We start from the raw sequence: 26,399 nt of genomic DNA on the forward strand, positions 1-26,399 counted from the left end.
GCCTTGCTTGCACCTTTATAGTGCACAGATTATCGACTTGCCATGATTGCTGCCATGTTTTCTTCCCGCTTGCCCCTGACCCCGCTGCGCCTGACCCTGGCGGTGGCTGCCGCCCTGCCGCTGCTGGCCAGCGCCCAGACCGATGCACCCTCTGACATGGCCCGCGTGACCGTCACCGGCTCGAATTTGCGTGTGACACAGAAGGAAGGCGCCAGCGCGGTCCAGGTGCTCACCGCCAAGGACCTGGCCGCCACCGGCAAGACCGCCGTGGCCGACGTGCTGCGCGCGATTTCCGCCAACAGCGGCAACAGCTATAACGAGCAGTACACGGGCAGCTTCTCGGCCGGCACGGCCGGCCTGTCGCTGCGCGGCCTGGGCCAGAAGAACACGCTGATCCTGGTGAACGGCAAACGCGTGGCCAGTTTCGCCACCGCGCAAAACCTGCAAGAGACCTTTGTCGATCTCAACAGCCTGCCGATGGAGGCGGTGCAGCGCATCGAGATCCTCAAGGACGGCGCCTCGTCGGTGTACGGCTCGGACGCGGTGGCGGGCGTGGTCAACATCATCCTGTACCAGCAGTTCACCGGCACCGAGATCAAGGCGCAGGCGGGCAGCTCCACCGAAGGCACGGGCCAGACCGAAAAAAGCGTGGCGCTGAAAACCGGTTTCGGCGATCTCGATCGCGACGGCTACAGCGTGGTGCTGTCGGCCGACGCGATGGAACGCGACAAGCTCCAGCAAAGCGATGTGGCCTGGATGGCCGGCAGCGACTTCCGCAACTACAAGAATGGCACGCTGGCGTGGGTGCCCACCAATTACTACGGTACCGACCCTACCCGGCTGCTCGGCAGCGCCCAGGGTCCGCTGCAACTGGTGCCCTACGACGCCATCACCCCGGGCAAGGCCGGCACCGTGCTGGCGTATAACCCGGCTCAATATAAAACCCTGATCCCGGGCGTGAAACGCGTGCACACGGCGCTGCTGGGCACCGTGCGGCTCGACGCCGATACCGACGTTTACGCCGACCTGCTGTACGGTTATTCGAGCGCCGCGCAAACCTTCAGCGCGCCGCTCACGGTGGGCACCGGCCTGCGCGCGTGGAACAACGCCACCCAGTCGCTCGACGACATCGCCGTCACGCTGCCGGTGGGACACCCGAACAATCCGGGCGCCACGCCGGTGGCCATCAACGCCACCCTGTTCGACCTCGGTCCGCGCATGAAGGTGGGCCGGGTGGACTTTTACCGCGCGCTCACCGGCATCAAAGGCACGGCCGCAGGCTGGACCTACGACGCATCGATCGGCCGTTCGGGCAGCAAGCTCAAGGAGACGGTGGATAACTTCGTCAATCGCTACGTGTTCCAGGACGTGCTGGCCAGTGGCAGCTACAACTTCGCCAACCAGTCGGCCAACAGCGAAGCGGTGCGCCAGGCCCTGCGCCTGTCCACCCTGCGCCCGGCGGAATCGACACTGACCACGGTGGACTTCTCAGCCTCGCGCGATCTGTTCGCGCTGCCCGCCGGCACGGTGGGCTTCGCATTCGGCGCTCAGTGGCGGCGCGAGGAAATGGATTCCAACACGTCCACCGCCGTGTTGAGCGGCACCGAGCTGCGCCCGGCGATCAATATCATCAAGGGCCAACGCGACGTCTCGGCGCTGTTTGCCGAGTTTAACGTGCCGCTGCGTCAAGACCTGAACCTGAACCTGGCCGGCCGCGCCGACCGCTACGACGATTTCGGCAGTTCGTTCTCGCCCAAGGTGAGCCTGCGCTACGAGCCGTTCAACTGGCTGCTGCTGCGCGGTACGGCCTCGCGTGGCTTCCGGGCGCCGTCGCTGCCGGAAAGCACCAACAGTACGGCGGTCAGTTACGCCAGCGTGCTCGATCCGCGCGACCCGGTCTCGCCCACCCAGGCACGCGGCATCACCAACATCACGCGCGCCAACACCGATCTGAGTCCCGAGCGGTCGAACAACCTGAACCTGGGCGTAGTGATCGCACCGACCAAGAACAGCAGCATCGGGCTCGATTACTACCGGATCCGCCAGAAAGACGTGATCGGCACCGAAACCGCCGACACCATCATCGCCAACGAAGCCACCGCGCCGCAAAACATCGTGCGCGGCGTCGATGGCCGCATTTTGACCCTGTACCGCCAGTATGCGAACCAGGGCGAGCGCCACGTGTCGGGCCTCGACCTCGACGCCCGTTATACATTCATCGGTGGCGGCTGGGGCAATCTCACCATCAACGGCCAGTTGAGCCGGGTATTGAAATTCGAAGCGCCGCTGTCCACCGGCGCCAGGCTGACCGACGGCGCCGGCACCAACTACTTCGGCTCGATACCGAAATGGCGCGGCGTGACGGCGGCCACCTGGGACATCGGCCAGTGGTCGAACACCGTGACCTGGAACTACACCGACGGCTACGAACAAACCACGCGCAAGGGCGACACCGTGGCGCCGATCGGCACGCTGGACCTGAACCTGGCGTGGCGGGTGACGCCGCAAACGTCGGTGGGACTGGTGGTGTCGAACCTGACCGACAAGCGGCCGTCGTGGGATTCGTCCACGGCATTCTTCGACTACACCCAGGCCGACCCGCGCGGGCGCTTTGCTGCGCTCAAGCTGTCGCACAAGTTCTGAGCCCGCACCGCCATGCGGGGCTTGCCCGCATTGGCGACGCCAGCGCACCACGCTGGCAGTCGTCCGCGTGAGCCCTACTTTCCATTGACTTCAGCGGCCAGCGTTTGCTCCAATCGATGCTGGCCCTTGGCCGCGTAGTCGCGGCAGGCCTGGCGGTCGATGAAGGCGGTATTGCCTTCGGCCGGCTGGCGTGCCTTGCGCTGCCACAGGTTGCTGGCCTCCGGGTGGGCGGACACCAGGATGTCGCAATCGAATCCCGCCACCGTGGCGATCGATTTTTTCACGTCCGCCAGCGCGGTCGGATACAGCGGGTCGCCGCTGTAGCGGAACTTGCCGTCGCTGATCGCGGAGAGGCTGTCGGCATATACCATGGCGGCAGTCTTGCCGCCCTCCGTGGACTGCCAGGTCCAGCTGGTGCCGCCCTGGGTGTGGCCGGGCGTGTAGTGGGCGGTAACGGCCAGCGGGCCCACCCTGACTACCTCGCCATCGCGCACGGCGCGGGTGTTGGCCACCGCCGCCAGCGGCGTGGTGAGCATCGCGTATTGCGGGTCGCCCCGGCTCTTGCTGCCGGTGCGCAGCATGGCTGCACCGTGCACGCTGGCCAGCACGGCGGCGCCGGTCATTTTCTGCAACTCGGCGATGCCGCCCGCATGGTCGAAATGCTCGTGCGAGTTGAGGATGATTTTAATGTCCTCGAGCTTGAAGCCCAACTGGCGTATGTGCGCGGCGATGGCTGCCGGGGCCTTCGGGCCGGCGCCGTCGATCAGGATATGTCCCTGCTTCGACGTGATCAGCACGGAACTGAGGCCCTCGGTGCCCACGCAATACGTGTTGCCGAACAGGGCGAACGGCTCTTGCGGGCCGTCCCAGTCGGCGGCGCAGACGGACAGGGCTGGCAGCGCTGCCAGCAGGGTGAGCAACAGGCGTTTCATGGAATCTCCCGGAATGTATGCGACGAATGACACCATTGTGCGACATATGTCACATAAACGTCAAGCTTCGGTCGATTGCTAAGCTGTCACAACTTCTTACAAATATCGCTTGCGATTAAATCGCACACTATGTATAGTGGTGTTCATGGGCGCTACGCAAATATAAAGACGCAGCGCCAAAGTGAAACAACGCATTAAAATTGAAAAGTTGTTCCCTCATTCACCGTAGTCTCTGAAAGGAATACATCATGTCGATCGAAAAAGTTCTCTACCGCGCAACCGCCACCGCTACCGGCGGCCGTGAAGGCAAAGCCGTCTCGTCGGATAACGTGCTGGACGTCAAACTGACCACCCCGAAAGAACTGGGCGGCGCAGGTAACGCGGGCACCAACCCTGAGCAACTGTTCGCAGCCGGCTACTCGGCCTGCTTCCTGGGCGCGATGAAATTCGTCGGCGGCCGCGACAAGATCGCCGTACCGGCCGACGTGTCGATCGAAGGCACCGTGGGCATCGGCGCCATTCCGACCGGCTTCGGCATCGAAGTGGAACTGAAAATCTCGCTGCCAGGCCTGGACCGCGACACCGCGCAGAAACTGGTGGACGCTGCCCACATCGTGTGCCCTTACTCGAACGCCACCCGTGGCAACATCGACGTCACGCTGACCATCGTTTAAGCTCAGCCGCAGTAACGCAAAAGCCGGCATTCGCAAGGATGCCGGCTTTTTTCACATACAATTATCGTTTCGCATACTTCCGGGACGCACATGATTGAGTGGCAATGGTTACCCTTTGACGACATCCCCGCGCGCGACTGGTACGAGGTGCTGCGCCAGCGCCAGCAGGTGTTCATCCTCGAACAAACCTGCCTGTATCCCGACATCGACGGTCTCGATCCCCACTGCCACCACCTGATGGCGTGGCGCGAGGTCGATGGCCAGCGCGTGTTGCAGGCAAGCTTGCGGGTGCTGCCGCCAGGGCTCAAATACGACGAGATGTCGATCGGCCGCGTGCTCACCACGCAGGCTGCGCGCGGTACCGGCATCGGCCGCGCCCTGCTCGATCACGCCATGCCGCTGGTCGATGCGCTGTACCCGCGCCACGCCTGCCGCATCGGCGCCCAGGCACACCTGGAAAAATTCTATGGCGGCTTTGGTTTTGTCACCGTGACCGAACCGTACGACGAGGACGGCATCATGCACATCGACATGCTGCGCCCTGCTTCCCTCACTTCCTAAAACGTCAGCATGAAACGCGCGCCGGCGCCGACCGGCCGCGCATAGCGCACCGTGCCGCCGTTGGCGTGCACCAGGTGCCGCACCATGGCCAGGCCGATGCCACGGCCCTGCTTCCTGGTTGAGAAAAACGGCGTGAAGATGTGCGCGGCCAGCGCTGCCGGCACGCCGGGGCCATTGTCGGCCACCTCGATGCGCAGCCGCCCGCCCCGGCTCAGGCGCGCCGTGACAGTGGCCTGCGGCTGCGCCACGCCCGCCGCGGCTGCCGCCTCGGCTGAATTTTTCAGCAGGTTGATCAGCGCCTGTTCCAGCTGGCCCGCATCGATTACCGCTTCCAGCGACGCCGGTTCCACCGCAAACACCACCTGCCCGCCCATGGCCTGCCAGCCAGGCGTCACCAGCGCCGCCAGCCGCGCGAACTGCGCTGCCAGCGCCACCCGTTGCGGTTGCGCTGCCGGCACCGTGGACAGGCTGCGATAACTGGCCACGAAATCGACCAGGCTGGCGGCGCGGCGCGCAATCGCATCGAGTGCGGTATCGAGGTCGGCGTGGATATCGGCGGGCAGCGTGGCTGCCGCGTCGTCGAGCAAGCCGCACGCGGTGCGCGACAGCGAAGCCACCGGCGTCAGCGAATTCATGATTTCGTGGGTGAGCACCTGTACCAGCTCGCGCCAGGCGTTCAGCGCTTCCGCTTCCAGTTCGCTTTCCACCGGCATCAGCGCCACCAGCCGCTGCGGCGCGCCGTGCAGCGCCAGCGCGGAGACAGCCACCAGCGCGCGCTCGGCGCCGCGCTCGGTGTCGAAGCTGACCAATTGGCGCTGTCCCACCGGCTGCGCCGCCAGCAGCTCGCGCAGCGCCGCTGGTGCGCTGGCGCGGCCCGGCGCCAGCAGGCGGCGCGCACTGCCGTTGAGCGGCGCCAGCGTGCCGGCGCCGCTGGCGTGGTCGAGGCGGAACAGCGCGATCGGTGCATGTTCGAGGCGCGCTTCCAGCGCCAGCAGCGCCGGCAACTGATCGTCGCGGTCCCTGGGAGGCGCAGCGCAACCACCGGCGGCCTCCATGCGCGGCGGCCGGCGGCCCAGCGCCTGCACGCAGCGCCATAGCAGCGCGGCCGGCATCAGGCCGAGCAGCGCGCACAGCACGATGCGGCGCGGCTCGGGTGTGAGCGCGTCGGCCGCCACGGCCAGCGCCAGCAGCGCTGCCACGCTTGCCGCCACACCCAGCTTCTGCCGGCGTTCAGATGCCATGCTTGCCCAGCTTGCGGTACAACGCGGCGCGGCTGATGCCCAGCGTCCTGGCGGCGTGGCTGATATTGCCATTAAACCGGGCCAGCGTGCTGGCAATGGCGTGGCGTTCGAGCGCATCCAGCGTGCCATCATGATCTGTGCAGGATGGGGCGAACGCGGGCGCGAACGTGCTGGCGTTCGCCTCAGCGTTCGTGCTGCCGTTGCTGGCGGCTGGCGTCATGGTGGCAGCCGGCAGCGCCGGGCCGCCCAGCGCGAAATCGGCCAGCCCGTACTGCGCGCCCTGCCCCAGGATCACCGCCCGTTCGCACGCATGGCGCAGCGCGCGCACATTGCCGGGCCAGTCGTGGCGCACCAGGCTGTCGAGCGCGGCGCCAGCCACCGTGCGCGCGGGACGTCCGTACTGCGCTTCGTACACCCGCAAATAATGCGCCAGCAGCAGTGCGATATCGCCGCGCCGCGCGCGCAGCGGCGGCACCCGCAATACAATGGTATTGAGACGGAACAGCAGGTCGGGCCGGAACACGGCCGGGTCGAACAGCCGCGCCTCGTCGAGATTGGTGGCGCTGATGATGCGCACGTCGATCGCCTCGGGTTTGTCGGCGCCGATTGGCGTGACTTCGCGCCGCTCCAGCGCCGTCAACAGCTTGGCCTGGGCGGCCAATGGCATGTTGCCGATCTCGTCGAGGAACAGCGAGCCGCCGCGCGCGGCCTGGAAGCGCCCGGCGCGGTCTGCGCGCGCGTCGGTAAAGGCGCCCTTGCGATGGCCGAACAACTCGCTTTCGAACGTCGATTCGGGCAGCGCGCCCATGTCCACCGCCAGCAGCGTGCCGGCGGCGCGGCGCGACTGGGCGTGGATCGCGCGCGCCACCAGTTCCTTGCCGACGCCGTTTTCACCGAGCACCATCACGTTCGCTTCGGTGGGCGCCACGCTGGCGATCAGCGCGTTCAGTTCGCGCATCGCGTTCGACTCGCCCATCAGCTCGGTGGCTGCCGTCGGCGCCCGTACCGCAGCGCGGCGGGCCAGTGCCTGGTCCACCGTGGCGACCAGGCGCTCGTTGTCCCATGGCTTGGTGATGAAATCCACCGCGCCGCGCTGCAGCGCTGCTACCGCCAGCGGCACGCCGGCATAGGCGGTCATGGCAATGACCGCCGGCGGCTTCGGTTGCGCGCGCAGCAGGTCGAGCAACGCCAGTCCCTCGGCGCCGTCGATGCAGCCGGGCGTAAAATTCAAATCAAGCAGCACCACGTCCGGTACGCCCTGGGCCAGCAAGGCCGGCAGCCCGGACGGATCGCCGAGCGAGGCCACGGCGCCATGGCGGCGGCGCAGCAGCAGGCGGGCGGCAGTGGCGACATCGGGGTCGTCGTCGAGGATCAGGATGTGGGCAGGCATGCGGTCATTCTAGCAGCGCGCCAGCCGTGCGGGGACGGCCGCGGCGCCGGTTGGCGGATGCCGCCACCGCCACTGTCCATCTGCGAACAGCGGGCGGTGTTCGATACCGGACACCTGTTCCCGCCACACCGGCGCAACCCGCATGATTGCTGGCTTGCTGTGCATGGCACACGCTTTGCTGTACGTCCGCCATGCACAGCAAAAAAAATTCACCCGCCCCCACCACCTTGCCCGCCAGCGGTGCGGCCATGGACACCATCGTCCCGCGCCGGCGCGGGCGCCGCATTGCCCTCGGCATCGCGCTCGCGCTGACCATGCTGATGGCTGCCTATGCGCTGTGGTCGATGCTGCCGCGCGGCCTGCGTGTCGATGGGACCGACCTGCGCATCGGCCAGGTAACGCGCGGCGTGTTTATCGACGACATCGTCGTGCGCGCCAGTGCCGAGCCGCTGCATTCGGTGATCCTCGACGCGGTGGAATCGGGCCGCGTGGAGGAAGTGCTGGCGGTCGATGGCGCGCTGGTAAAACAGGGCGAGCTGCTGTTCCGCATCTCGAATCCGCAGCGCCACCTGGAACTGCTGGCACGCCAGTCCGAACATGCGGTGAGCATCTTCAATCTCTCCAATTTGCGCGTGGCGCAGGAAGCCAGCGCCAGCGACCACCGGCGTCGACTCGACGACCTGCGCTTCAACCTGGAGCAGGCGCAAAAGCGCCACGACCGCAATGTGCGCCTGGCCGCGCAGGGTTTTATCTCCAATGTGGCGCTCGAGGAATCGCACGATGCATTGCGCCAGCAGCAGCACCTGCTGGCACAGCAGGAACGGGCCACCGCCACCGAAGCGCAGGTGCGCAACGCCGCCGCCCAGCAACTGGAAAGCGCCATCGGCGGACTGGACTCGGGTTTGAAGCTGGTGGCGGGTACGGTCGATGCGCTGGCCGTACGCGCGCCGGTGGCCGGGCGGCTCACCAATTTTCGATTGCAGGTGGGCGAATCGGTCGCCACCGGCAAGAACATCGGCCGCATCGACGATCCGGCGCGCTTCAAGCTTGCCGCCAGCGTGGACGAGTACTACCTCAATCGCATGGCCGTGGGCCGCCACGGCGCCGTGACCCAGGACGGCCGCGACTACCCGGCCGATATCCGCGCCATCTACCCGCAAATCAAGGACGGCCGCTTCATCGTCGACCTGGTGTTCACCAGGGAGCAGCCGCCGGTGCTCAACCCGGGCCAGAGCCTCGATGCGCGCATCACGCTGGGCGAGCCGGCGCCGGCGCTGCTGTTGCCCAACGGCGCCTTCATCAACGACAGCGGCGGCGCCTGGGTGTATGTGCTGGACGCCGCTGGCGGTGGCGCCGAACGGCGCGCCGTGCGCGTGGGCCGCCGCAACAACGCCCAGCTCGAAGTGCTGGCAGGGCTGCAAGCCGGGGACCGCGTGATCCTGTCCAGCTACGCGGCTTACGGAAATTCACCACGGCTGCAACTCGCGCGCTGAAAACTGCAGTAAATTCCCTCATCAACCAGAAAGGCAATCGCTATGCTCAAACTCGTCGGCGTCAGCAAGATCCACCAGGCAGGAGAAGTGCAAACCACGGCGCTCGACCGCATCGACCTGCATATCGAGGCCGGCGAATACGTGGCCATCACCGGGCCCTCGGGCTGCGGCAAGTCCACCATGCTGGGCATCCTTGGCCTGCTCGATGTGCCGACCCAGGGCGAGTACTGGTTCGAAGGCCGTAACGTCGCTGGCTGGAGCGAATCGCAGCTCAATACGCTGCGGCGCGGGCGCATCGGCTTCATCTTCCAGAGTTTTAACCTGATCGAAGAACTGACCGTGTTCGAGAACGTGGAACTGGCGCTCGAATACAACGGCACGCCGGCGCGCGAACGGCGTGCGCGCGTGGCCGCCATGCTCGATAAACTGGGCGTGGGCCACCGCGCCGCGCACCGGCCGTCGCAGCTGTCGGGCGGCCAGCAGCAACGGGTGGCGATCGCGCGCGCACTGGTGGCCGGCCCCGCCGTGCTGCTGGCCGATGAACCGACCGGCAACCTCGATTCCGCCCACGGCGAGGAAGTCATGCGCCTGCTACGCCAGATCAACGCTGAAGGCACCACGGTGGTGATGGTCACCCACTCCCCCGACCATGCGGCGCAGGCGTCGCGCACGCTCAATTTGCTCGATGGCCGGGTGGTGGTCGACGCGCTGCAGGCGGCATAAGCCCATGAACCTGCGCGACTTTCGCATCGGCTGGCGCCTGCTGGTGCAGCAGCCGGTTTATTCGCTGGTGGTGATCGGCGGCCTGGCCGTGGGCTTTGCGGCCTGCTTCCTTTTGTTCGGGTATGTCGCCTACTGCCTCAACTACAACAGCGCGGTGCCTGATCACGACCGCGTCGTGGTGGTCAAGCAGCGTATCAACGGGTTCCCCCGCCCCGACTGGCAGCTGATTGCGTATGTGCCGCTGCGCGACCTGGCCATCACCAGCGGCCTGGCGCAAGCGGCCACCATCGCCCTGCCCCTCGATGTGCCGCTGCGCGCCGACGCCGACCTGCAGGCGCTGCCACTGGTGGTGGTCGATCCGGCGTTCGGCGCCATGTTCGGCGTGCGCGCGCTGGAAGGCGACCTGGCGGCGGCGCTGGGCCGGCCCGACGGCCTGGCGCTCACCCGCGCTGGCGCGGCCAGGCTGTTCGGCGCCGGCCCGGCGCTGGGACGCACGGTGTGCGCCGCCGACGCCGCACTGCTGGTGCGGGCCATCCTGCCCGACCCACCGGCCAACGCCAGCGTCACCTACGAGGCGCTGGTGGGCAGCGGCAGCAGCGCCTGGGCCGAGCGCACCACCGCCGTCAGCGATTGGGGCCGCGCGCCGCTGTACCTGAAGCTGGCGCCCGGCGTATCGAGTGCGCAACTGGCTGCCATGCTGCAGCAAGCCACCGACGTGGCGCCACCCACCGTGCGTATCCGGAACAGCGCCGTGGGCAAAGCCCTCAATGGCATGAAGGTGAGCGATATCAGGGTGCTGCCGGTGCGCGATATGTACTTCGATCCGGACCTGGCCGCCAGCCGCACCGGCGCGCGTTATGGCCAGCACAGTACCGTGGCCGGCATGGCCGCCGGCGGTCTGCTGATTTTGCTGCTCGCCTCCATCAACTACGTCAACCTGGCCACCGTGCGCACCCTGCGTCGCCAGCGCGAAATCGGCATACGCAAGCTGCTCGGTGCCAGGACGCCGCAATTGATCCGCCAGTTCCTCAGCGAAGCGGTGCTGACTGCCCTGCTGGCCGCCAGCGCCGGCCTGCTGCTGGCGTGGCTGCTGCTGCCCATGTTTTCCGACCTGGTGAACCGCCGCCTGGAAGGGGTGTTCACGTCCGCGAACTGCCTGCTCGCGCTGTCCGGCGGCGCGGTCGTTGGCGTGCTGGCCGGCGCCTATCCGGCGTGGCTGGCACAGAGCGCGCTGCCCGGTCCCGCGCTGGCGGGACGCGGCAACAGCGAAACCATCGGCGGCCTGTGGGTGCGGCGCCTGCTCACAGTACTGCAATTTGCCAGCGCCATGGCCATTGGCGCCACCGCGCTGGCGGTGGGCTGGCAAACCTGGTATGCCAGCCGCGCCTTGCCCGGCTTCGATCCGCGCCAGTTGCTGGTACTGGCGCTGCCGGAAAACTCGGATACGCCGGCGGCCAGGAGCCTGATTGAACAACTGGCACGCGTGCCGGGCATCGACGGCGTAGCCACGATTTCCGAAGCGGTGGGGCGTGACCGCATGAAGCTGGTCACCATGATGGTCGCGCCGGATGGCCGCGACATCCGCGTGGAAGGTAAATTCATCAGCCCGAACTGGTTTGCGTTGCACGGACTGGCAGCGCTGCACGGCCAGCTGTTCGATCCGCAGCGGGCGGCATCAAGCACCCCTTCCCCGTCGGACGATGTCGTACTCAATGCCGCTGCTGCCCTGGCGCTGGGCTATGCCACGCCCGAACAGGCCGTGGGCAGGAACCTGCCGCGCGGTGAGCATATCCTCGGCATCAGCCCCGAGGTGCGCTTCCAGGACTTGCGGGCGCCAGCGGGCGCCATCATCTACCGCCTGCGCCCGGGCCGTACGCTGGCCATCCGCAGCAGCGACAGCTTTGCTGTCGCCTACGACCAGGTGGCATTGCTGTGGCGGCGGCATTTTCCGAACCAGATCATGGACCTGCAGCGCCAGGAGACCGTGCTGGCCGACCGCTATGCCGACGACGCCCGCGTGGCGCGGCTGCTGGGCTACACCAGCGCGGTGGCGCTGATACTGGCCGCTTTCGGCATCTATGTGCTGTCGGCCTACAGCGTGCAGCGGCACCGGCGCCAGATCGTGCTGCGCAAGCTGTATGGCGCCCGCCGCCGCGACATCGCCGTGATGCTGGGCCGTGAATTTTCGCTGCTGGTGGGCGCCGGCGCGCTGGTGGGACTGCCGCTGGCAGCACTATCGATACAGCGTTACCTGGCCGCCTACACCGAGCGGGCGCCGATCGGCGCCTGGACGCTGGCCGCCGCGCTGGCGCTGGCACTGCTGGTGGCGCTGCTGGCCACCAGCCGTCACACCCTGGTCGCACTGCGCATGGCGCCCGTGGCGGCGCTGCGCGATTGAACCCATCGAGGAGAGACGATGAACTTCTTCAATCTGGCGCGCCATTGGCGCATCGGCCTGCGCCTGCTGGCGCGCCAGCCACTGCAATCGGGCATCGAGTTGCTGGGGCTGGCCGCCGGCTTTGCCGTGTGCTTCCTGCTGCTCGGCTATGCGCGCTACGCGTTCACTTACGACCGCGACGTGCCCGCCCGCGAGCAGGTGTACCTGGTCAAGCACCGGCTCAATTTTATTCCGCAGCCACAGTGGATGGAGTACACGCCGTTCGCGCTGCGCGAAGTGGCGCTGCGGAGCAGCTTGCCGCTCGACGTCAGCGCCTGGTGGCCGCGCCAGGCCACCGCGCGCCTGCAAGGGTTGCCGCGCGCGGTGGAGATCACGCTGGTCGATCCCGCCTTTGCGCGCATTGCCGGTCTGCGCGCGCTGGAAGGCGACTTGCAGCAGGCGCTCACGCGCCCCGACGGCCTGGCCGTCACGCGCCAGGCGGCGCGCCAGTTGTTCGGTGATGGCAGCACCACCGCGCTGGGCCGCACGGTCGAGATCAACGGCCAGACGGTGCAGGTGCGCGCGGTACTGGCCGACCGTCCCGCCAACAGCACCATCCAGTTCGGCATCCTGGCCGGGGTGGACACCGCGCTGTGGCCCGAGCCCGAACGGCGCCAGGCGCTGGCCAACTGGATGGGTATCGGCGGCCGCATCTACGTCAGGACCGGTCCCGGGGTGCAGCCAGCCGCGCTGCAACAGGTGCTGCAGGATGTGATCGACCACGCGCCCTGGGGCGACATCGCTACGCCCGAGATGAAGGCGGCGCTGGGACAGCGCAAGATGGTCGATATCGCCCTGGGGCCTTTGAGCGAGGCGTATTTCGACCGCAGCGTGGCCGGCACCATGGGCACTGGTCCGCGCGGTGATCGCCGCCTGGTGCTGGCGATGGCCGGCGCCGGCGTGGTGATTTTGCTGCTCGCCGCGCTCAACTACGTCAACCTGGCCGCCATGCGCGTGGTGCGCCGCCAGCGCGAGATCGCCATGCGGCGCGTGCTGGGCGCCACCACCGGCCAGCTGCTCACGCAGTTCATGATCGAGTCGGTGCTGCTGTCCATCGCTGCTGCCGCTGCCGGGGTGGTGCTGGCCTGGTTGCTGGCGCCGGTGGCGTCCGACCTGCTGGCGTGGCCGCTGGTGGGCCTGTTCACGCCGGCTAGCGTGGCGCTGGCGCTGCTGGGGGGCGCCGTGCTGGGCGCGGCAGCGGGCGTCTATCCGGGCTGGCTGGCGCGCGGCGTCGATCTCACCCGGGTGCTATCGCATCGCAGCGGCGAGACGGCCGGTGGCGCGTGGTTGCGGCGCGTGCTGGCGGCGTTGCAGTTCGGTGCGGCCATGGCCATGGGCGCGGTGGCGCTGGCGATCCTGTGGCAAACCCGCTTTGCAGCGACCGCGCCGGCCGGCTTCGATGCGGCGCCGCTGCTGGTGGTCGAGCTGCCGCGCGGCGATGACACCATCCCGGTAGCGGCGCTGCGCGATGCGCTGGCCCGGCTGCCCGGCGTGGCAGGCGTGGCCGACAGCCGTTCCGTGCCGGGCCGCGACGACGGCACCGGCACCCTGGGCAGCGTGGCGGTGCAGCGGCTCGATGGCAGCAGCGCCTCGCTCACCGTGTACGCCGTCGGCGCCGGTTTCTTCGATGTGTATGGCCTGGCGCCGGTGGCGGGCCGTCTGTTCGATCCGCGCCTGGAGCGCACTGGCGGCCCGGGCGCCGGAAAGCCAATCGAGCACGCGCCCAAGCACGCCGCCGGTCAACCGAACGGGCAGAATGGCGGGCAAGGTGCCGAGCAAAGTATCGGGCAAGAGCGGCCGGTAGTGCTCAACGCCGCCGCAGTGCGCGCACTGGGCTGGCAATCCGCCGCGCAGGCGACCGGCCAGCGGATTGTCGGCACCCCGTACCGCATCGTCGGCGTGGCGCCCGATATCCGCTGGGAGTCCTTGCGCGCGCCAGCGCGGGCTATCCTGTACGAGCTGGCGCGCGACAGCAATCTGCTGACGGTGCGCCTGGCAGGCCGCAGCGACCAGGCCACAGTGGCGGCCGCGCAAGCATCGATTGCCGCCACCGCTGCCCGCTATGTGCCGACCGCGCCGACCGTGGTGCGCCGCGCCGGCAGCTACGCGGCCGAAGCCTATGCCGCCGATGAACGGGTGGGGCGCACGCTGGGCTGGGCAACCGCGATGGTGCTGGCGCTGGCGGCGTTCGGGGTGTATGCGATGGCGGCCGCCAGCGTGCAGCGGCGCGGGCGCGAGATCGTGCTGCGCAAGCTGCACGGCGCCGGCCGGGCGGCGATTGCGGTACTGGTTGCCAGGGAGTTTTTGCTGCTGACCGGCGCCGCCGCGCTGCTCGGACTACCGCTGGCGATACTGGGCGTGGAACGCTACCTGGCGCCGTTCGTGGTGCATGCGCCGTGGGGCCGCTGGGCGCCGCTGGCGGCCCTGGCGCTGGCACTGCTGGTGGTGGCGCTGGCGGCGGCCCGCCACACGCTGGTGGCGATGCGTATGCCGCCGGTGCAGGCGCTGCGCGATTGATATCGAGTGCGCAAAAAAACGGCGGCATCGCTGCCGCCGTTTTTTCCCGGTGAAACTGGTTACTTCACGTTTTCAAGGAACAGGTCGTACACCAGCGGCGTATTTGGAGCAATCGTTCCGCCGCCCGCTGCGCCGTAGCCCAGCGCCGATGGGATGAAGACGGTGCGCCGTCCCCCGACCAGCATGCCCCTGACCGCCTGGTTGAAACCGATGATAACCGACGCATTGGTTCCATCCGCAACCACAACAAACTCAAACCCCGCCGCCGCAGTGGTATTGGTTTCAATTACCTTGCCACGACGATCGGCGACCGTGCCGTCAAACGCGTACAGCGTGTAACGCACGACGGCAGTCTTGCCGACTGCTGCCACGGCGCCGGTACCTGCCGTAGGTGCTGCCGTGTCGGTGACGACCGATGGCAACGTTGGCACGATATCGGGCAGCACGGTGATGGCCACCAGTTCGATGTCGTAGACCATCGGCGAATTGGCCGGCAGCGCAGCGAACGATTTGCCATTGGCAAGAGTCCTGGCAGGCAGTGAATTAGGGCCGTAGGCCAAGTTGGCAGGTAGCACCACGGTGCGCTTGCCGCCTACTTTCATTGGCACCTGGGGGTCGTTACCTACTTTCACACCCAGCAAGGCCTGGTCGAGGCCGATCAGACTGGTGGAATTCGCAATCGGCCTGCCCACGCCAACCGTAAATGGCTGGATCACGCTGGTCGATTCGCCGGGCGTGGAGGTTTCGAACAGCGCGCCTTTGCCATCGGCCTTGGTACCGTCGTACAGGTAGCCGGTAAAATTAACGGTCACCAGCTGGCTGCCCGACGGGTACGGAATGGTGATGTTGGGATTGTCCGGGGCAATATAGGTTTTGGTCACGCCTGCCGAAGCAGCGATACCCGTGCCCACCACGGTATCGGTCTGCTTGTACTCCGGCTGCACCACCACCACGGCTTCGGGTGGTTTGTAATGACCGCCACAGGCGGACAGCGTTGCCGCGCCGATCACTGCGACGGCAATGAATTTCAACATCGATTTCATGATGACCTTTGAGGATAAGTTCGTATTCCTTGGCAGCTTTGCAGCTTTTCAGGAGCAGAAGTGTAGCAGACCGGGCACCCAGTGCCCGGGCCACAACATTCGGTTACATATTTTTGCGGGCGCGCCTGCCTAGATTTCCACCTGCGTGCCCAGTTCGATCACCCGGTTGGGTGGAATCTGGTAGTAGTCGGCCGCGCCGCGCGCGTTGCGCGACATGGTGACGAACAGGTGTTCGCGCCACGGCGCCATGCCCTTGTCCGGCGCCGAGATCACGGTCTGGCGGGCGATGAAGAACGAAGTTTCCATCATTTCGAACGGCAGGCCCAGGCATTCGCACTGCTGCAGCACTTTCGGCACGTCCGGTTCGTCCTTGAAGCCGTAATACACGTTGACCTGGTAGCACTGGTGGCCCAGGTCGGTCACCTTTACTTGCTCATCCACCGATACATACGGTTCCTCGACGATGTGGACCGTGAAGAACACCACCCGCTCGTGCAGCACCTTGTTGTGCGACAGGTTGTGCAGCAGCGCATGCGGCACGCCGTCGCTCTCGCCACGCAGGAAGATCGCGGTGCCGTATACCCGGGTGGGCGGCGCCACGAACAGCGAGTCCATGAATTCCTCGAGCGGAATCGCATGTTTTTGCAGGTTCGAGAACACCAGTTCGCGCCCGCGCTTCCAGGTCATCATCACGGTAAACAGCACGATGGCCAGCAGCAGCGGGAACCAGCCGCCATGCAGCAGCTTGAGCGTGCTGGCCGAGAACAGCAGGATGTCGATGGTGATGAAAAAGCCGGTGGACAGCAGGCATACCCACAGCGGCAGGTGCCAGCGGTAGCGGATCACGAAGAACGTCAGCACGGTGGTGGCCAGCATGGTGGCGGTCACCGCAATGCCGTAGGCGCCGGCGAGCTTGTCGGACGAACCGAAACCGACGACCGCCATCAATACCACCACCAGCTGCAGCCAGTTCACCGCCGGAATATAGATCTGGCCGATCTCGGTAGCGGACGTGTGGTTGATGCGCATGCGCGGCAGCAAACCGAGCGCGATGGCCTGCTTGGTCATCGAGAAGGTGCCGGAAATGGTGGCCTGGGAGGCGATCACCGCCGCTGCCGTGGACAGCATGACCAGCGGGTACACGCTCCAGGCGCCGAGCTGGTTGAAGAACGGATTCGACACCGCTTCCGGGTGGGTGAGCAGCAGCGCGCCCTGGCCCAGGTAATTGAGCGCCAGGGCCGGGAACACGATCAGGAACCAGGCCATGCGGATCGGCTTCTTGCCGAAGTGGCCCATGTCGGCGTACAGCGCCTCGGCGCCGGTAAACGCCAGCACCACGGCGCCCAGCGCGACAAAGGCGATCATGCGGTTTTCCAGCATGAAGTGGAAGGCGTTGACCGGGTTGAGCGCGTACAGGATCTGCGGCGCGGCCACGATGTTGATCACGCCCATTACCGCCAGCGCGGCAAACCACAGCAGCATGATCGGGCCGAACCAGCGGCCGATGCCGGCCGTACCCAGGTGCTGCACCGAGTACAGCGACACCAGCACGATGATGGTGAGCGGCACGATGTACTGTTCCAGCCCCGGTGCGGCCACTTCCAGGCCCTCGATTGCGCCCAGCACCGAGATGGCCGGGGTGATTACGCTGTCGCCATAGAACATGGTGGCGCCGATCACGCCCAGCACCAGCAGCGGGTAATGCCAGCGCGGCGCAGCCTTGTTGACGGAGTTGAGCGCCAGCGCCATCAGCGCCATGATGCCGCCCTCGCCACGGTTGTCGGCGCGCAGCACCAGGGTGACGTACTTGAGCGAGACGATCATCGTCAGGCCCCAGAAAATCAGGGAAATGATGCCCTGCAGGTTGGCCTCATTGAGGACCAGGCCGTGGTCGGGATCGAAAATGGTCTTGAGGGTGTAGAGAGGGCTGGTACCGATGTCGCCGTAGACGATGCCGATGGCGGCCATGGTCAGCGCGGCAACGCTGCTTTTCTTGTGTTGCTCGGTCAAGATTGCACCTGTTGTTGTTTTGGTGCATTGCACAGTAGGTCAAGGTCCGTCAAAACGCAAGGAGATTTTGGCATGGAGGATGGCATCGGGTTCGTTCCAATTCGTCAATATCGCCAGTGTACGCCGCCGGGGGCCGCGTGTGCGTCCGCCTTGCAGTGTGTTAGGCAGTTGAGGCCAGCAAGCAACGCCCGGATAGGTCATAATGTCAGACCGACCACAAGTTTCGCCGCCTTGCACCATGAACCCAGGAATTCTCTACGCCGCCTCCGCCTTTATTCTCTGGGGAATTTTTCCGCTGTATTTCCACGCCATCCGCGCAGTGCCGCCGCTGGAAATCCTCGGCCACCGCATGCTGTGGTCGCTGCTATTCCTGGCCATTGTGCTGACCGTGCGCCAGCAGTGGAAATGGTTGCCGCAAGTGGTGCGCCAGCCGCGCGTGCTGGGCGCCTTTGTTGCCAGCGCACTGCTGCTGTCGTCGAACTGGTTCGTGTATATCTGGTCGGTCAACAACGGCCACGTGCTCGACGCCAGCCTCGGCTACTTCATCAATCCGCTGATCAATGTGATGCTGGGCATGCTGGTATTGAAAGAAACCCTGCGCCGGGGCCAGTGGCTGGCCATCGGCCTGGCCGCGTGCGGCGTGGCCTGGCTGACCTGGTCGGCCGGTGAATTGCCGTGGATTGCCCTGATTTTAGGCATCTCGTTCGCCTGCTACGGTTTGCTGCGCAAGACCGCAGCGCTGGCTGCGCTCGAAGGGCTGTCGCTGGAAACCATGCTGCTGTTCCCGCTGGCGCTGGGCTACGTGGCCTGGCTGACCGTACACGGCCAAAACACTTTTGTGAACACCGACACCGGCGCCACGCGCTGGCTGCTGGCGGCGGCCGGTCCGATTACCGCGATCCCGCTGCTGTTGTTCGCGGCCGGCGCGCGCAAGATTTCCATGTCGGCGCTGGGCCTGCTGCAATACCTGTCGCCGAGCTTGCAGGCGCTGCTTGGCGTGTGGGTCTTTCACGAAGCGTTCCCGCAGGAGCGGCTGATCGGCTTTGCGATTATCTGGACCGCGCTGGCGCTGTACGTGGCCGAAGGGCTATGGGTCAGCCGGCGTAACAGCCCTAAATAGTGGACGCAAGAGTGGGCGTAACAGGGGATTTGTCGTATCCTGTCGTCCTTCCCCGGATTTTCACCGCGCTTTTTTACTGCGCTTTTTACCGCGCTTTTTACCGATTCATATCACCGAGACACTCAATGGCAAATTACGTCTATACCATGAACCGCGTGGGCAAAATTGTCCCGCCGAAACGCCAGATCCTCAAGGACATTTCGCTCTCCTTCTTCCCGGGCGCAAAAATCGGCGTACTGGGCCTGAACGGCTCCGGTAAATCGACCTTGCTCAAAATTATGGCAGGCATCGATACCGACATCCAGGGCGAAGCGCGGCCGATGCCGGGCCTGAACATCGGCTACCTGCCGCAGGAACCGCAACTCGACCCGGAAAAAACCGTGCGCCAGGAAGTGGAATCGGGCCTCGGCGAAGTGTTCGAAGCGCAAGCCAAACTCGACGCCGTGTACGCAGCCTATGCCGAAGAAGACGCCGACTTTGACGCCCTCGCAGCCGAACAGGGCCGCCTGGAAGCGATCATCGCGTCGTCCGACGGCGGCAACCTGAACCTGCAACTGGAAATGGCCGCCGACGCGCTGCGCCTGCCGCCATGGGATGCCAAGATCGGCGTGCTGTCCGGTGGTGAAAAGCGCCGCGTGGCGCTGTGCAAACTGCTGCTGTCCAAGCCCGACATGCTGCTGCTCGACGAACCGACCAACCACCTCGATGCCGAATCGGTCGAATGGCTCGAGCAATTCCTGCTGCGCTTCCCGGGCACCGTGGTCGGCATCACCCACGATCGCTACTTCCTCGACAACGCCGCCGAATGGATCCTGGAACTGGACCGTGGCCATGGCATCCCGTGGAAAGGCAACTACTCGTCATGGCTGGACCAGAAACAGGCGCGCCTGAAGCAGGAAGAATCGACCGAATCGGCACGCCAGAAAGCGCTGCAGAAAGAACTCGAATGGTCGCGCCAGAATCCGAAGGCACGCCAGGCCAAGTCGAAAGCCCGCCTGGCCCGCTTCAACGAGCTGAGCGAGCACGAATACCAGAAGCGCAACGAGACCCAGGAGATCTTCATTCCGGTCGCCGAGCGCCTCGGTAACGAAGTGATCGAATTCAAGAATGTCTCGAAAGCGTTTGGCGACCGCCTGCTGATCGACAACCTGTCGTTCACCGTGCCGCCAGGCGCCATCGTCGGCATTATCGGCCCCAACGGCGCCGGTAAATCGACCCTGTTCAAGATGATCGCCGGCATCGACACGCCGGACAGCGGCGAAGTGGCGATCGGCCAGACCGCGCGCATTTCGCTGGTGGACCAGAGCCGTGACGAGCTGGGCAACAGCAAGACCGTGTTTGACGACGTGTCCGGCGGCGCCGACATCCTCAGCGTGGGCCGCTTCGAAATGCCGTCGCGCGCCTACCTGGGCCGTTTCAACTTCAAGGGCGGCGACCAGCAAAAAATCGTCGGCAACCTGTCCGGTGGTGAACGCGGCCGCCTGCATTTGGCCAAGACCCTGCTCAAGGGCGGCAACGTGCTGCTGCTCGATGAACCGTCGAACGACCTCGACGTGGAAACCTTGCGCGCGCTGGAAGATGCACTGCTCGAATTCGCCGGCTCCGTTCTGGTGATCTCGCACGATCGCTGGTTCCTCGACCGTATCGCCACCCACATCCTGGCCTTCGAAGGCAACTCGCAAGTGACCTTCTTCGACGGTAACTACCAGGAATACGAAGCGGACAAGAAAAAGCGCCTCGGCGAAGAAGGCGCCAAGCCAAAACGTATCCGCTACAAGCCGCTTACCACGTAATACCTGCAAAGGTGCACCGGTCGGCCCGCCCCGCGCCGGCCACCGCCCGGGATCGGCCACATGGCCGGTCCCCGCCACGCCTCAACCTCCACAACACAGTCGCCACCCTTGGCTAGCGCCATGCTACCGTTGCCAAAAGGCATCATCGGGCACGCTTATCTCCCGCCGGGCACACACAGAAGTTTCCACCGCGCTACTATAAGACGTCGCTGGCAGGAGCCGGCATTCACCAAGAAAAGAGACATCATGGTCCAGCCTCGCCTGCTCGTTGCCGCTTCCTGCCTTTTATTGCTGATGTCGTCCTCACGGGCGGCCGACGGCGGCGCCACCCGCGCCGATGCCGAAGCGATGGTCAAAAAAGCCGTGGCCCACGTCAAGAGCGCCGGCGACGCCAAGGCCTACGCCGACTTCACCGGCAAGACGCCGCAGTTCGTCGACCGCGACCTGTACATCGTGGTGTACCGCAACGATGGCACGGTGCTGGCACACGGCAGCAATGCCAAGATGGTCGGCAAGAACCTGATCGAGCTCAAGGACATCGACGGCAAGGCCTTCGTCAAGGAACGGATCGACATGGCCAAAAGCAAGAACAGCTTCTGGCAAGACTACAAGTTCACCAACCCGGAAACCAAGAAAATCGAGCCCAAGCAGATGTACTGCGAAAAGCTCACCGACACCGTGGTCTGCGGCGGCGTCTACCTGTAATTCCCTCCCCATGCGGCTGCGGCCGCCAACCGGCTCGCCTGGAGGGATCGTGAAGATCGCACACAAATTGCTGATAGTCCCGGCCGCCGCCATGCTGGGGCTGCTGTTTCTCGGTAGCCTCTCGTATGTGTCGATGCAGGCGGACGAACGCCGCATGCAGGGCTTGAAGGATGTAACCTTCTCGGCGCTGCAGCAGGCCAGCCAGCAAAGTATCGCGCTCGGGCAGGTGCATGCGGCCACGTATGCGCGGATCGCCATCGCGGGCAGCCTGACCGAAGCCGAACTCAAACAGTACGGCGAGCAGGCCAACAGCCACCTGGGCGCGGTCAGCAAAGCGCTCGAGCAGTTGCGCGCGCTGCCGGGCGCGGCCGACGCCGCCCAGGCCCTGCCGCTGGTGGACCAGTACCGCGCCAGCGTGGCGCAGGCGCTCGACCTGGCGTCGATGGACCCCAATACTGGCGTGGCGGCCATGCAGGGCGCCGACGGCCATTACCAGAAAGTACGCGCGCTGCTGGCCAAGGTAGTGGCCAATCTCGGCCACGAAACCGACCAGGCGCTGCAGGAAGGCAAGGACGCCAATCGCCAGGCCAACTGGATTACGCTGCTCACCACGCTGGTCGGCTTTGCCGCGCTGGTCGCCCTCACCAGCTGGGTCACGCGCACCGTGCTGCGTCCCATTGCCGCCACCTGCGCTGCCGCCGAGCGCCTGGCGGCCGGTGACCTGGCCACCGACATCGTCGTGCAAAGCGACGACGAACTCGGCGCGCTTGCGCGAGCGCTCTCGACCGTGGTGGAGAACTGGCGGCGCCTGCTCGGCGACATCCGCAACGTCGGCAGCACCATTACCCAGGAAGCGAGCGAGATAGCCCAAGGCAATGCGGATTTGTCGGCGCGCACCGAGTCGCAGGCCAGCTCGCTGCAGCAGACCGCCGCTTCCATGCACGAGCTCACCGGTGCCGTGCGCGAAAACGCCGACCATGCGCGCCACGCCAACGCGCTGGTAGTATCGGCGTCGGACGTGGCGTTGCAAGGCGGACAGGTGGTGGGCCAGGTGGTAGCAACGATGGCCTCGATCAAGGCCAGCTCCAGCCGCGTGGGCGACATCATTGGCGTGATCGACGCAATCGCCTTCCAGACCAATATCCTGGCGCTCAACGCGGCAGTGGAAGCGGCGCGCGCCGGCGAGCAGGGACGCGGCTTCGCGGTGGTGGCCACCGAGGTGCGGGCGCTGGCGCAACGCTCGGCGCAGGCGGCACGCGAAATCAAGGGCCTGATCGAGGACTCGATGGCCAATGTGGCCAATGGCAGCGCGCTGGCCGACACCGCTGGCCAGACCATGGACAATGTCGTTTCCTCGGTCCGCCATGTCACCGAGATCATGAACGAAATCACCGTGGCCAGCCAGCGCCAGACCAGCGGCATCGAGGAAGTCAACAGCGCGATCACCGAGATGGATGACCTGACCCAGCGCAACGCCGCGCTGGTCGAACAATCGGCCGCTGCCGCCCAGAGCATGCGCGACCAGGCACTCGACCTGCTGCGGGTGGTGGGCATGTTCCAGTTACCGGGGGCGTTACCGCAGCGGCCGTTGGCGGTAGCAGCGATTCGCTAACGCCCGCCAACGCAAAAAAGCCACCGGATCAACCGGTGGCTTTTTCATTTGGAACTAAGCAGCGCTGGGCTTAGAAAGCGTAACGCACGCCGGCAGTGACAGCACCGCTTTTACGACCGGTGTCGATGTCGTTCTTGCCATAGTGTTCGTATTCGAGCGACACTTTGACGTTGTTGGTCACAGCGTACTCGGCACCGACCGATGCATACAGCGCGGTCTTGTTCTTGTCGCCATTGACCGACGAGATACCGGAGGTGCTCACTTCGTTGGTGTTGCGGGCCACGCCGAGCTTGCCAGTCAGCGCGATTTGCTGGTTCACAGGCCACGTGCCTTTACCGGCCAGGTAGTACGAGTGGGCATCGGTATGCACGCCGCCCGGCAGGCCGCCGGCGGTGTAGTTATACGATTTTTTGCCGAAATCGGTGTAACCACCTTCAACTGCCCAGGTCTGGTCGATATTGTAACCACCGTAGATCTTGCCGCCAGCCTTGTAGCCGCTGTGGTTTTCGCCGCTCACCGCGTTAGGAGCATTGAATTCGTATTTGCTGCCGACGGCGCCAACGCCGACGTAACCGGTGCCTGCGTCATCGGCGTAGGCGGAGGTGCCAGCCATGGCGGCTGCGGAAGCAATAACTGCCAGAATAATTTTTTTCATGATCTCGATCTTTCAGCAAAAGTGGTTATGGACTTGCTTGGGATCGCAATTCTCTCTGTGTTGAATCGCGATGTGTTCAAGATACCACCAGATGCCGAATGCGTCACGACCGAATTAGTAATAAGTGTAACGAGATGTGAGCCAAACGAATGACTGCGAATTGGTGTCACGACCAAACTTAAGCGAGGCTTAAGAGATTGCGTCAAAACCCCTGGCAAAAGGATAGCTGGGTGCGCCAGCACTCACAGGATCAGCCGGAAAGTGAGGTTGATGCGCGGGCCGCGCGCGGCGCGTTCCTTGTTGATGCCGTGGGTCCAGTGTTGCTGGAGTGTCCCGGCCATCAATAGCAGGCAGCCGTCGCCCAGCGCCAGCTTGATGGTCTGCGGTCGGGTACGGTGCTTGAGGATGAAGGTGCGCGGCGCGCCGAAGCTGACCGAGGCGATGGCCGGCTCGGGGCCCAGCTCGCGCTCGTCGTCGGCGTGGAAACCCATGCTGTCGCGCTCGTCGCGGTAGTAATTGAGCAGCACGCTGTTGAAACGGCAGCCGGTGGCCCGCTCGACTGCCTGTTTGATATGCAGTTGCAGCGGCGTAAACGGCTGGGGATCGAAGGTCTTGCCGGAATAGCGGTACCGCGCTTCGCCATGCCAGGCCGACAGGCGCGGTTGCCAGTGCAGTTTGCCCCACACCTGGATTTGTTCGGCGCGCCAGTCGGTCTCGTCGCGCAGGCGGCGAAAGATTTCTTCCGGCGGCAAGTCCAGCAGGAGGCGCTGCTGAAAGGCGAGCTGGCCATCCTCGATCGGGATGGCAGTCAGGGCAGTGGCGGCAGCGTCTTCAAAAAGGTCCATGCGCGCATGATACCTCCATGGAGCCCAAGATGAACTTAAGCGTACGCCTCTGCCAGCGACATCACGCGCGGGGTGATGGCGATGCCGATGCTGGAGAACAAGGCGGTAATGGCAGCCATATTGCCTTCCAGCTCTTCGGCTTTCCAGCCCTGGAACAGGTCGGTGCCGTCTTTCTGGAAATGCAGGTCCAGCACCTTGCCGCGATCCTTGTGGGTGTAACCGCCGCTATAGGTATTCTTGAAGCCCAACTCGGCCAGCTTTTCCAGCACGGCGGTCGGTGGATGGTCGGGGTCGGTGGCAATGAACACGCCGAAAGTCTTGCCTGGCGGCTTGGCGGCGATATCGACGTCGTAAATGCCCGGCGCTTTCGTCACGGTGGTGCTTTTTAAAAATAACATTGTTTACCCCTATACAATTGACGCCAGCGCGGCACTTTGTGAATTCTTAATTTCTCAGAAAAAACATTCTGAGAATCAAGCTTATTGCTTATCAGGGCGTTTGTCGATGTATCAACGGAGTTATTTGTCAATTCGTGGCATTTCAACTGCAACGCCGCAGTGTTTGGCCGTCATCGCGACTTTTTGCGCGCCAGCGCCGTGGTCGGTGCGACGAGGTCGCGGTACAGGTCGCCGGTGGGCGCGTGCCACTGCGAGACCGCCTGCTGCTGGCGCGCCACGGTGGCCATGTCGCCGCGCGCGATCGGTCCGCTGAGCGCGGTGGCCGCACCGAGCCGAAACACGTTGGCCATTGATTCGAACGCCAGCGGCTGCGCCATGCGCCGCGCCACATCCTCCGGCACGCCAGCGGCCTGGTAGGCGCGCAGCGCGGCATCGAGCACGGTCACCAGGTAATTGCTGGCAAACACGGCCGCCGCGTGATACACGGTCTTGGCGCCGGCATCGATCGGCACCGGCTGCGCGCCGATCGCTTCAAGCGCCGGTATCAGCACCGCCAGCGCGGCGGCGTCGCCCTCCACGCCGCAATAGGTGCCGTCGAAGTGGTCGGCCACCGCCGCCGGGTCGGCAAAGCTGCGGATCGGGTGCACGCTGGCCACCAGCGCGCCGGCGTCGCGCGCGGCCTGCAAGTGGGTGGAGGCCAGGGCGCCGCTGCAATGGAACACGATGCTGCCGGCCAGCGGCACGGCAGCGGCCAGCGCCGCGCAAGCAATGCCGATCTGATCGTCGCCCACGGCCAGCACGTGCACCTGCGCCACTTGCAGCTGGTCGTAGCGCTCGACCGGCTGGCCGGCGCCGACAAAATCCACCGCCTGGCGCGCCGAGGCGGCGGACCGCGTGAGCACCTGGCCGATGTCAACGCCGCCCTGGCGCGCCAGCAAGCGGCCCAGCACCCGGCCCACGTGGCCCGCTCCCACCAGGTTGAGCGTTACTGCCATCAGAAACCCGCGCCCGGCTGGCTCAGGTATTCCTGTTCTTCCGGCGTGGACGGGCGGTCGAGAATCACGTTGCGATGGGGGAAGCGGCCGAAGCGAGCAATCACTTCGTGGTGCTTGTGGGCGTAGTCGAGCATGCCGGCGATGCCCTTGGCCAGCTCGGCCGAGGCGGCCACCGTGGGATCGCCAGCCAGGCGCGTGTACAGCGCCACCGCCAGGTCTTGCTGCGCCAGGTCTTCCGCGTGCTCGTACGGCAAGTACACAAAACTGCGTTGCAGCGGCGGCAGAGACAAGTCCTGGCCCGATGCAACCAGGGCCTGGGCGGCAGCGAGCGCCTGCGCATCGCCGGCAAATGCCTGCGGTGTGCCGCGATAAGCATTGCGGGTAAACTGGTCGAGCAGCAGGATGCGCGCCAGCGTGCCGGCCGGGCCCTGCTGGTCCCATTCCTGCAAGCCGCCCGCTACCGCCTGGTCGATCAGCGCGCCGAAGCGGTGGCCAATCTCGGCGTCGAACCCGTCATCCTTCTTGAACCAGGCGGTGCGCATGGCGTCCGCCGGTTGGCCCGGGTCGGGGGTGAACCAGAAATCGAGCACGTCCTGGGCTGATATGGTCATC

The 26,399-nt window shown here is 65.5% G+C and carries 21 protein-coding genes; 11 read left to right on the forward strand and 10 right to left on the reverse strand.

Going from position 1 to position 26,399, the window contains the following annotated elements:
- Nucleotides 1-54: 54 nt before the first annotated feature.
- Complete coding sequence (locus SR858_RS25825) at nt 55-2,643, forward strand: TonB-dependent receptor (protein WP_026637665.1); 2,589 nt, start codon at nt 55-57, stop codon at nt 2,641-2,643.
- Nucleotides 2,644-2,717: 74 nt separating this feature from the next.
- On the opposite strand, the gene bla is transcribed toward SR858_RS25825, so the two are convergent.
- Nucleotides 2,718-3,575: a subclass B3 metallo-beta-lactamase gene (gene bla / locus SR858_RS25830; protein ID WP_019923984.1), complete on the reverse strand. Its 858-nt coding sequence runs from the start codon at nt 3,573-3,575 to the stop codon at nt 2,718-2,720.
- Between the two features lie 248 nt (nt 3,576-3,823).
- Between bla and SR858_RS25835 the strand changes: the two genes are divergently transcribed.
- Nucleotides 3,824-4,249, forward strand: coding sequence for an organic hydroperoxide resistance protein (locus SR858_RS25835; RefSeq protein WP_019923985.1), 426 nt, complete (start codon nt 3,824-3,826; stop codon nt 4,247-4,249).
- Nucleotides 4,250-4,339: 90 nt separating this feature from the next.
- Nucleotides 4,340-4,810 carry a GNAT family N-acetyltransferase gene (locus SR858_RS25840; protein ID WP_019923986.1) on the forward strand — a complete coding sequence of 157 codons (471 nt, stop codon included), beginning with the start codon at nt 4,340-4,342 and terminating at the stop codon, nt 4,808-4,810.
- Here SR858_RS25840 and SR858_RS25845 read toward each other — a convergent pair.
- Both SR858_RS25845 and SR858_RS25850 read right to left on the reverse strand, forming a co-directional pair.
- Entirely contained in the window at nt 4,807-6,051 is a 1,245-nt protein-coding gene (locus tag SR858_RS25845) for a sensor histidine kinase (RefSeq protein ID WP_019923987.1), read from the reverse strand. The genes SR858_RS25840 and SR858_RS25845 overlap by 4 nt on opposite strands.
- Entirely contained in the window at nt 6,041-7,441 is a 1,401-nt protein-coding gene (locus tag SR858_RS25850; RefSeq protein WP_019923988.1) for a sigma-54-dependent transcriptional regulator, read from the reverse strand. The genes SR858_RS25845 and SR858_RS25850 overlap by 11 nt, the downstream gene beginning before the upstream one ends.
- A 191-nt stretch (nt 7,442-7,632) precedes the next feature.
- Between SR858_RS25850 and SR858_RS25855 the strand changes: the two genes are divergently transcribed.
- The 4 genes from SR858_RS25855 to SR858_RS25870 are packed head-to-tail and all read left to right on the forward strand — an operon-like array spanning nt 7,633 to nt 14,611.
- Entirely contained in the window at nt 7,633-8,934 is a 1,302-nt protein-coding gene (locus tag SR858_RS25855; RefSeq protein WP_019923989.1) for an efflux RND transporter periplasmic adaptor subunit, read from the forward strand.
- A gap of 42 nt (nt 8,935-8,976) precedes the next feature.
- Nucleotides 8,977-9,657, forward strand: coding sequence for an ABC transporter ATP-binding protein (locus tag SR858_RS25860; protein WP_019923990.1), 681 nt, complete (start codon nt 8,977-8,979; stop codon nt 9,655-9,657).
- Nucleotides 9,658-9,661: 4 nt separating this feature from the next.
- On the forward strand, nt 9,662-12,055 hold the full coding sequence (locus SR858_RS25865) for an FtsX-like permease family protein (RefSeq protein ID WP_019923991.1): 2,394 nt from the start codon (nt 9,662-9,664) through the stop codon (nt 12,053-12,055).
- 18 nt (nt 12,056-12,073) lie between these two features.
- Nucleotides 12,074-14,611 carry an ABC transporter permease gene (locus SR858_RS25870; RefSeq protein ID WP_019923992.1) on the forward strand — a complete coding sequence of 846 codons (2,538 nt, stop codon included), beginning with the start codon at nt 12,074-12,076 and terminating at the stop codon, nt 14,609-14,611.
- Between the two features lie 59 nt (nt 14,612-14,670).
- Here SR858_RS25870 and SR858_RS25875 read toward each other — a convergent pair whose 3' ends face one another.
- Together SR858_RS25875 and SR858_RS25880 are read right to left on the reverse strand one after the other, a co-directional pair.
- Nucleotides 14,671-15,654, reverse strand: a complete 984-nt coding sequence (locus SR858_RS25875) for an FKBP-type peptidyl-prolyl cis-trans isomerase (protein ID WP_019923993.1) — start codon at nt 15,652-15,654, stop codon at nt 14,671-14,673.
- Nucleotides 15,655-15,783: 129 nt separating this feature from the next.
- Nucleotides 15,784-17,664, reverse strand: a complete 1,881-nt coding sequence (locus tag SR858_RS25880; protein ID WP_019923995.1) for a potassium transporter Kup — start codon at nt 17,662-17,664, stop codon at nt 15,784-15,786.
- Nucleotides 17,665-17,902: 238 nt separating this feature from the next.
- Here SR858_RS25880 and rarD point away from each other — a divergent pair, with 238 nt between their 5' ends.
- The 4 genes from rarD (at nt 17,903) to SR858_RS25900 (ending at nt 22,894) form a co-directional block, all read left to right on the forward strand.
- On the forward strand, nt 17,903-18,784 hold the full coding sequence (gene rarD, locus SR858_RS25885; protein ID WP_019923996.1) for an EamA family transporter RarD: 882 nt from the start codon (nt 17,903-17,905) through the stop codon (nt 18,782-18,784).
- A gap of 125 nt (nt 18,785-18,909) precedes the next feature.
- Nucleotides 18,910-20,577: an energy-dependent translational throttle protein EttA gene (gene ettA / locus SR858_RS25890; RefSeq protein WP_026637667.1), complete on the forward strand. Its 1,668-nt coding sequence runs from the start codon at nt 18,910-18,912 to the stop codon at nt 20,575-20,577.
- Nucleotides 20,578-20,823: 246 nt separating this feature from the next.
- A complete protein-coding gene (locus tag SR858_RS25895) occupies nt 20,824-21,282 on the forward strand; it encodes a cache domain-containing protein (protein WP_026637668.1) in 459 nt (152 codons plus the stop codon).
- 49 nt (nt 21,283-21,331) lie between these two features.
- Nucleotides 21,332-22,894: a methyl-accepting chemotaxis protein gene (locus tag SR858_RS25900; RefSeq protein ID WP_019923999.1), complete on the forward strand. Its 1,563-nt coding sequence runs from the start codon at nt 21,332-21,334 to the stop codon at nt 22,892-22,894.
- Nucleotides 22,895-22,964: 70 nt separating this feature from the next.
- Here SR858_RS25900 and SR858_RS25905 read toward each other — a convergent pair whose 3' ends face one another.
- From SR858_RS25905 to SR858_RS25925, 5 genes are all read right to left on the reverse strand, one after another.
- A complete protein-coding gene (locus SR858_RS25905) occupies nt 22,965-23,549 on the reverse strand; it encodes an outer membrane beta-barrel protein (protein ID WP_019924000.1) in 585 nt (194 codons plus the stop codon).
- 242 nt (nt 23,550-23,791) lie between these two features.
- Nucleotides 23,792-24,394 (reverse strand): alpha-ketoglutarate-dependent dioxygenase AlkB family protein, encoded by a 603-nt coding sequence (locus tag SR858_RS25910; protein ID WP_019924001.1) that lies wholly within the window; start codon nt 24,392-24,394, stop codon nt 23,792-23,794.
- A gap of 35 nt (nt 24,395-24,429) precedes the next feature.
- Nucleotides 24,430-24,792, reverse strand: coding sequence for a hypothetical protein (locus tag SR858_RS25915; RefSeq protein ID WP_019924002.1), 363 nt, complete (start codon nt 24,790-24,792; stop codon nt 24,430-24,432).
- Nucleotides 24,793-24,962: 170 nt separating this feature from the next.
- Entirely contained in the window at nt 24,963-25,787 is an 825-nt protein-coding gene (locus tag SR858_RS25920) for a Rossmann-like and DUF2520 domain-containing protein (protein WP_019924003.1), read from the reverse strand.
- On the reverse strand, nt 25,787-26,398 hold the full coding sequence (locus SR858_RS25925) for a DUF924 family protein (protein ID WP_019924004.1): 612 nt from the start codon (nt 26,396-26,398) through the stop codon (nt 25,787-25,789). Before SR858_RS25925 ends, SR858_RS25920 begins: the two co-directional genes overlap by 1 nt.
- Nucleotide 26,399: the final 1 nt, after the last annotated feature.

It is taken from the genome of Duganella zoogloeoides, from assembly GCF_034479515.1.
In the GTDB taxonomy this organism is placed as follows: Bacteria; Pseudomonadota; Gammaproteobacteria; order Burkholderiales; family Burkholderiaceae_D; genus Rugamonas; species Rugamonas zoogloeoides.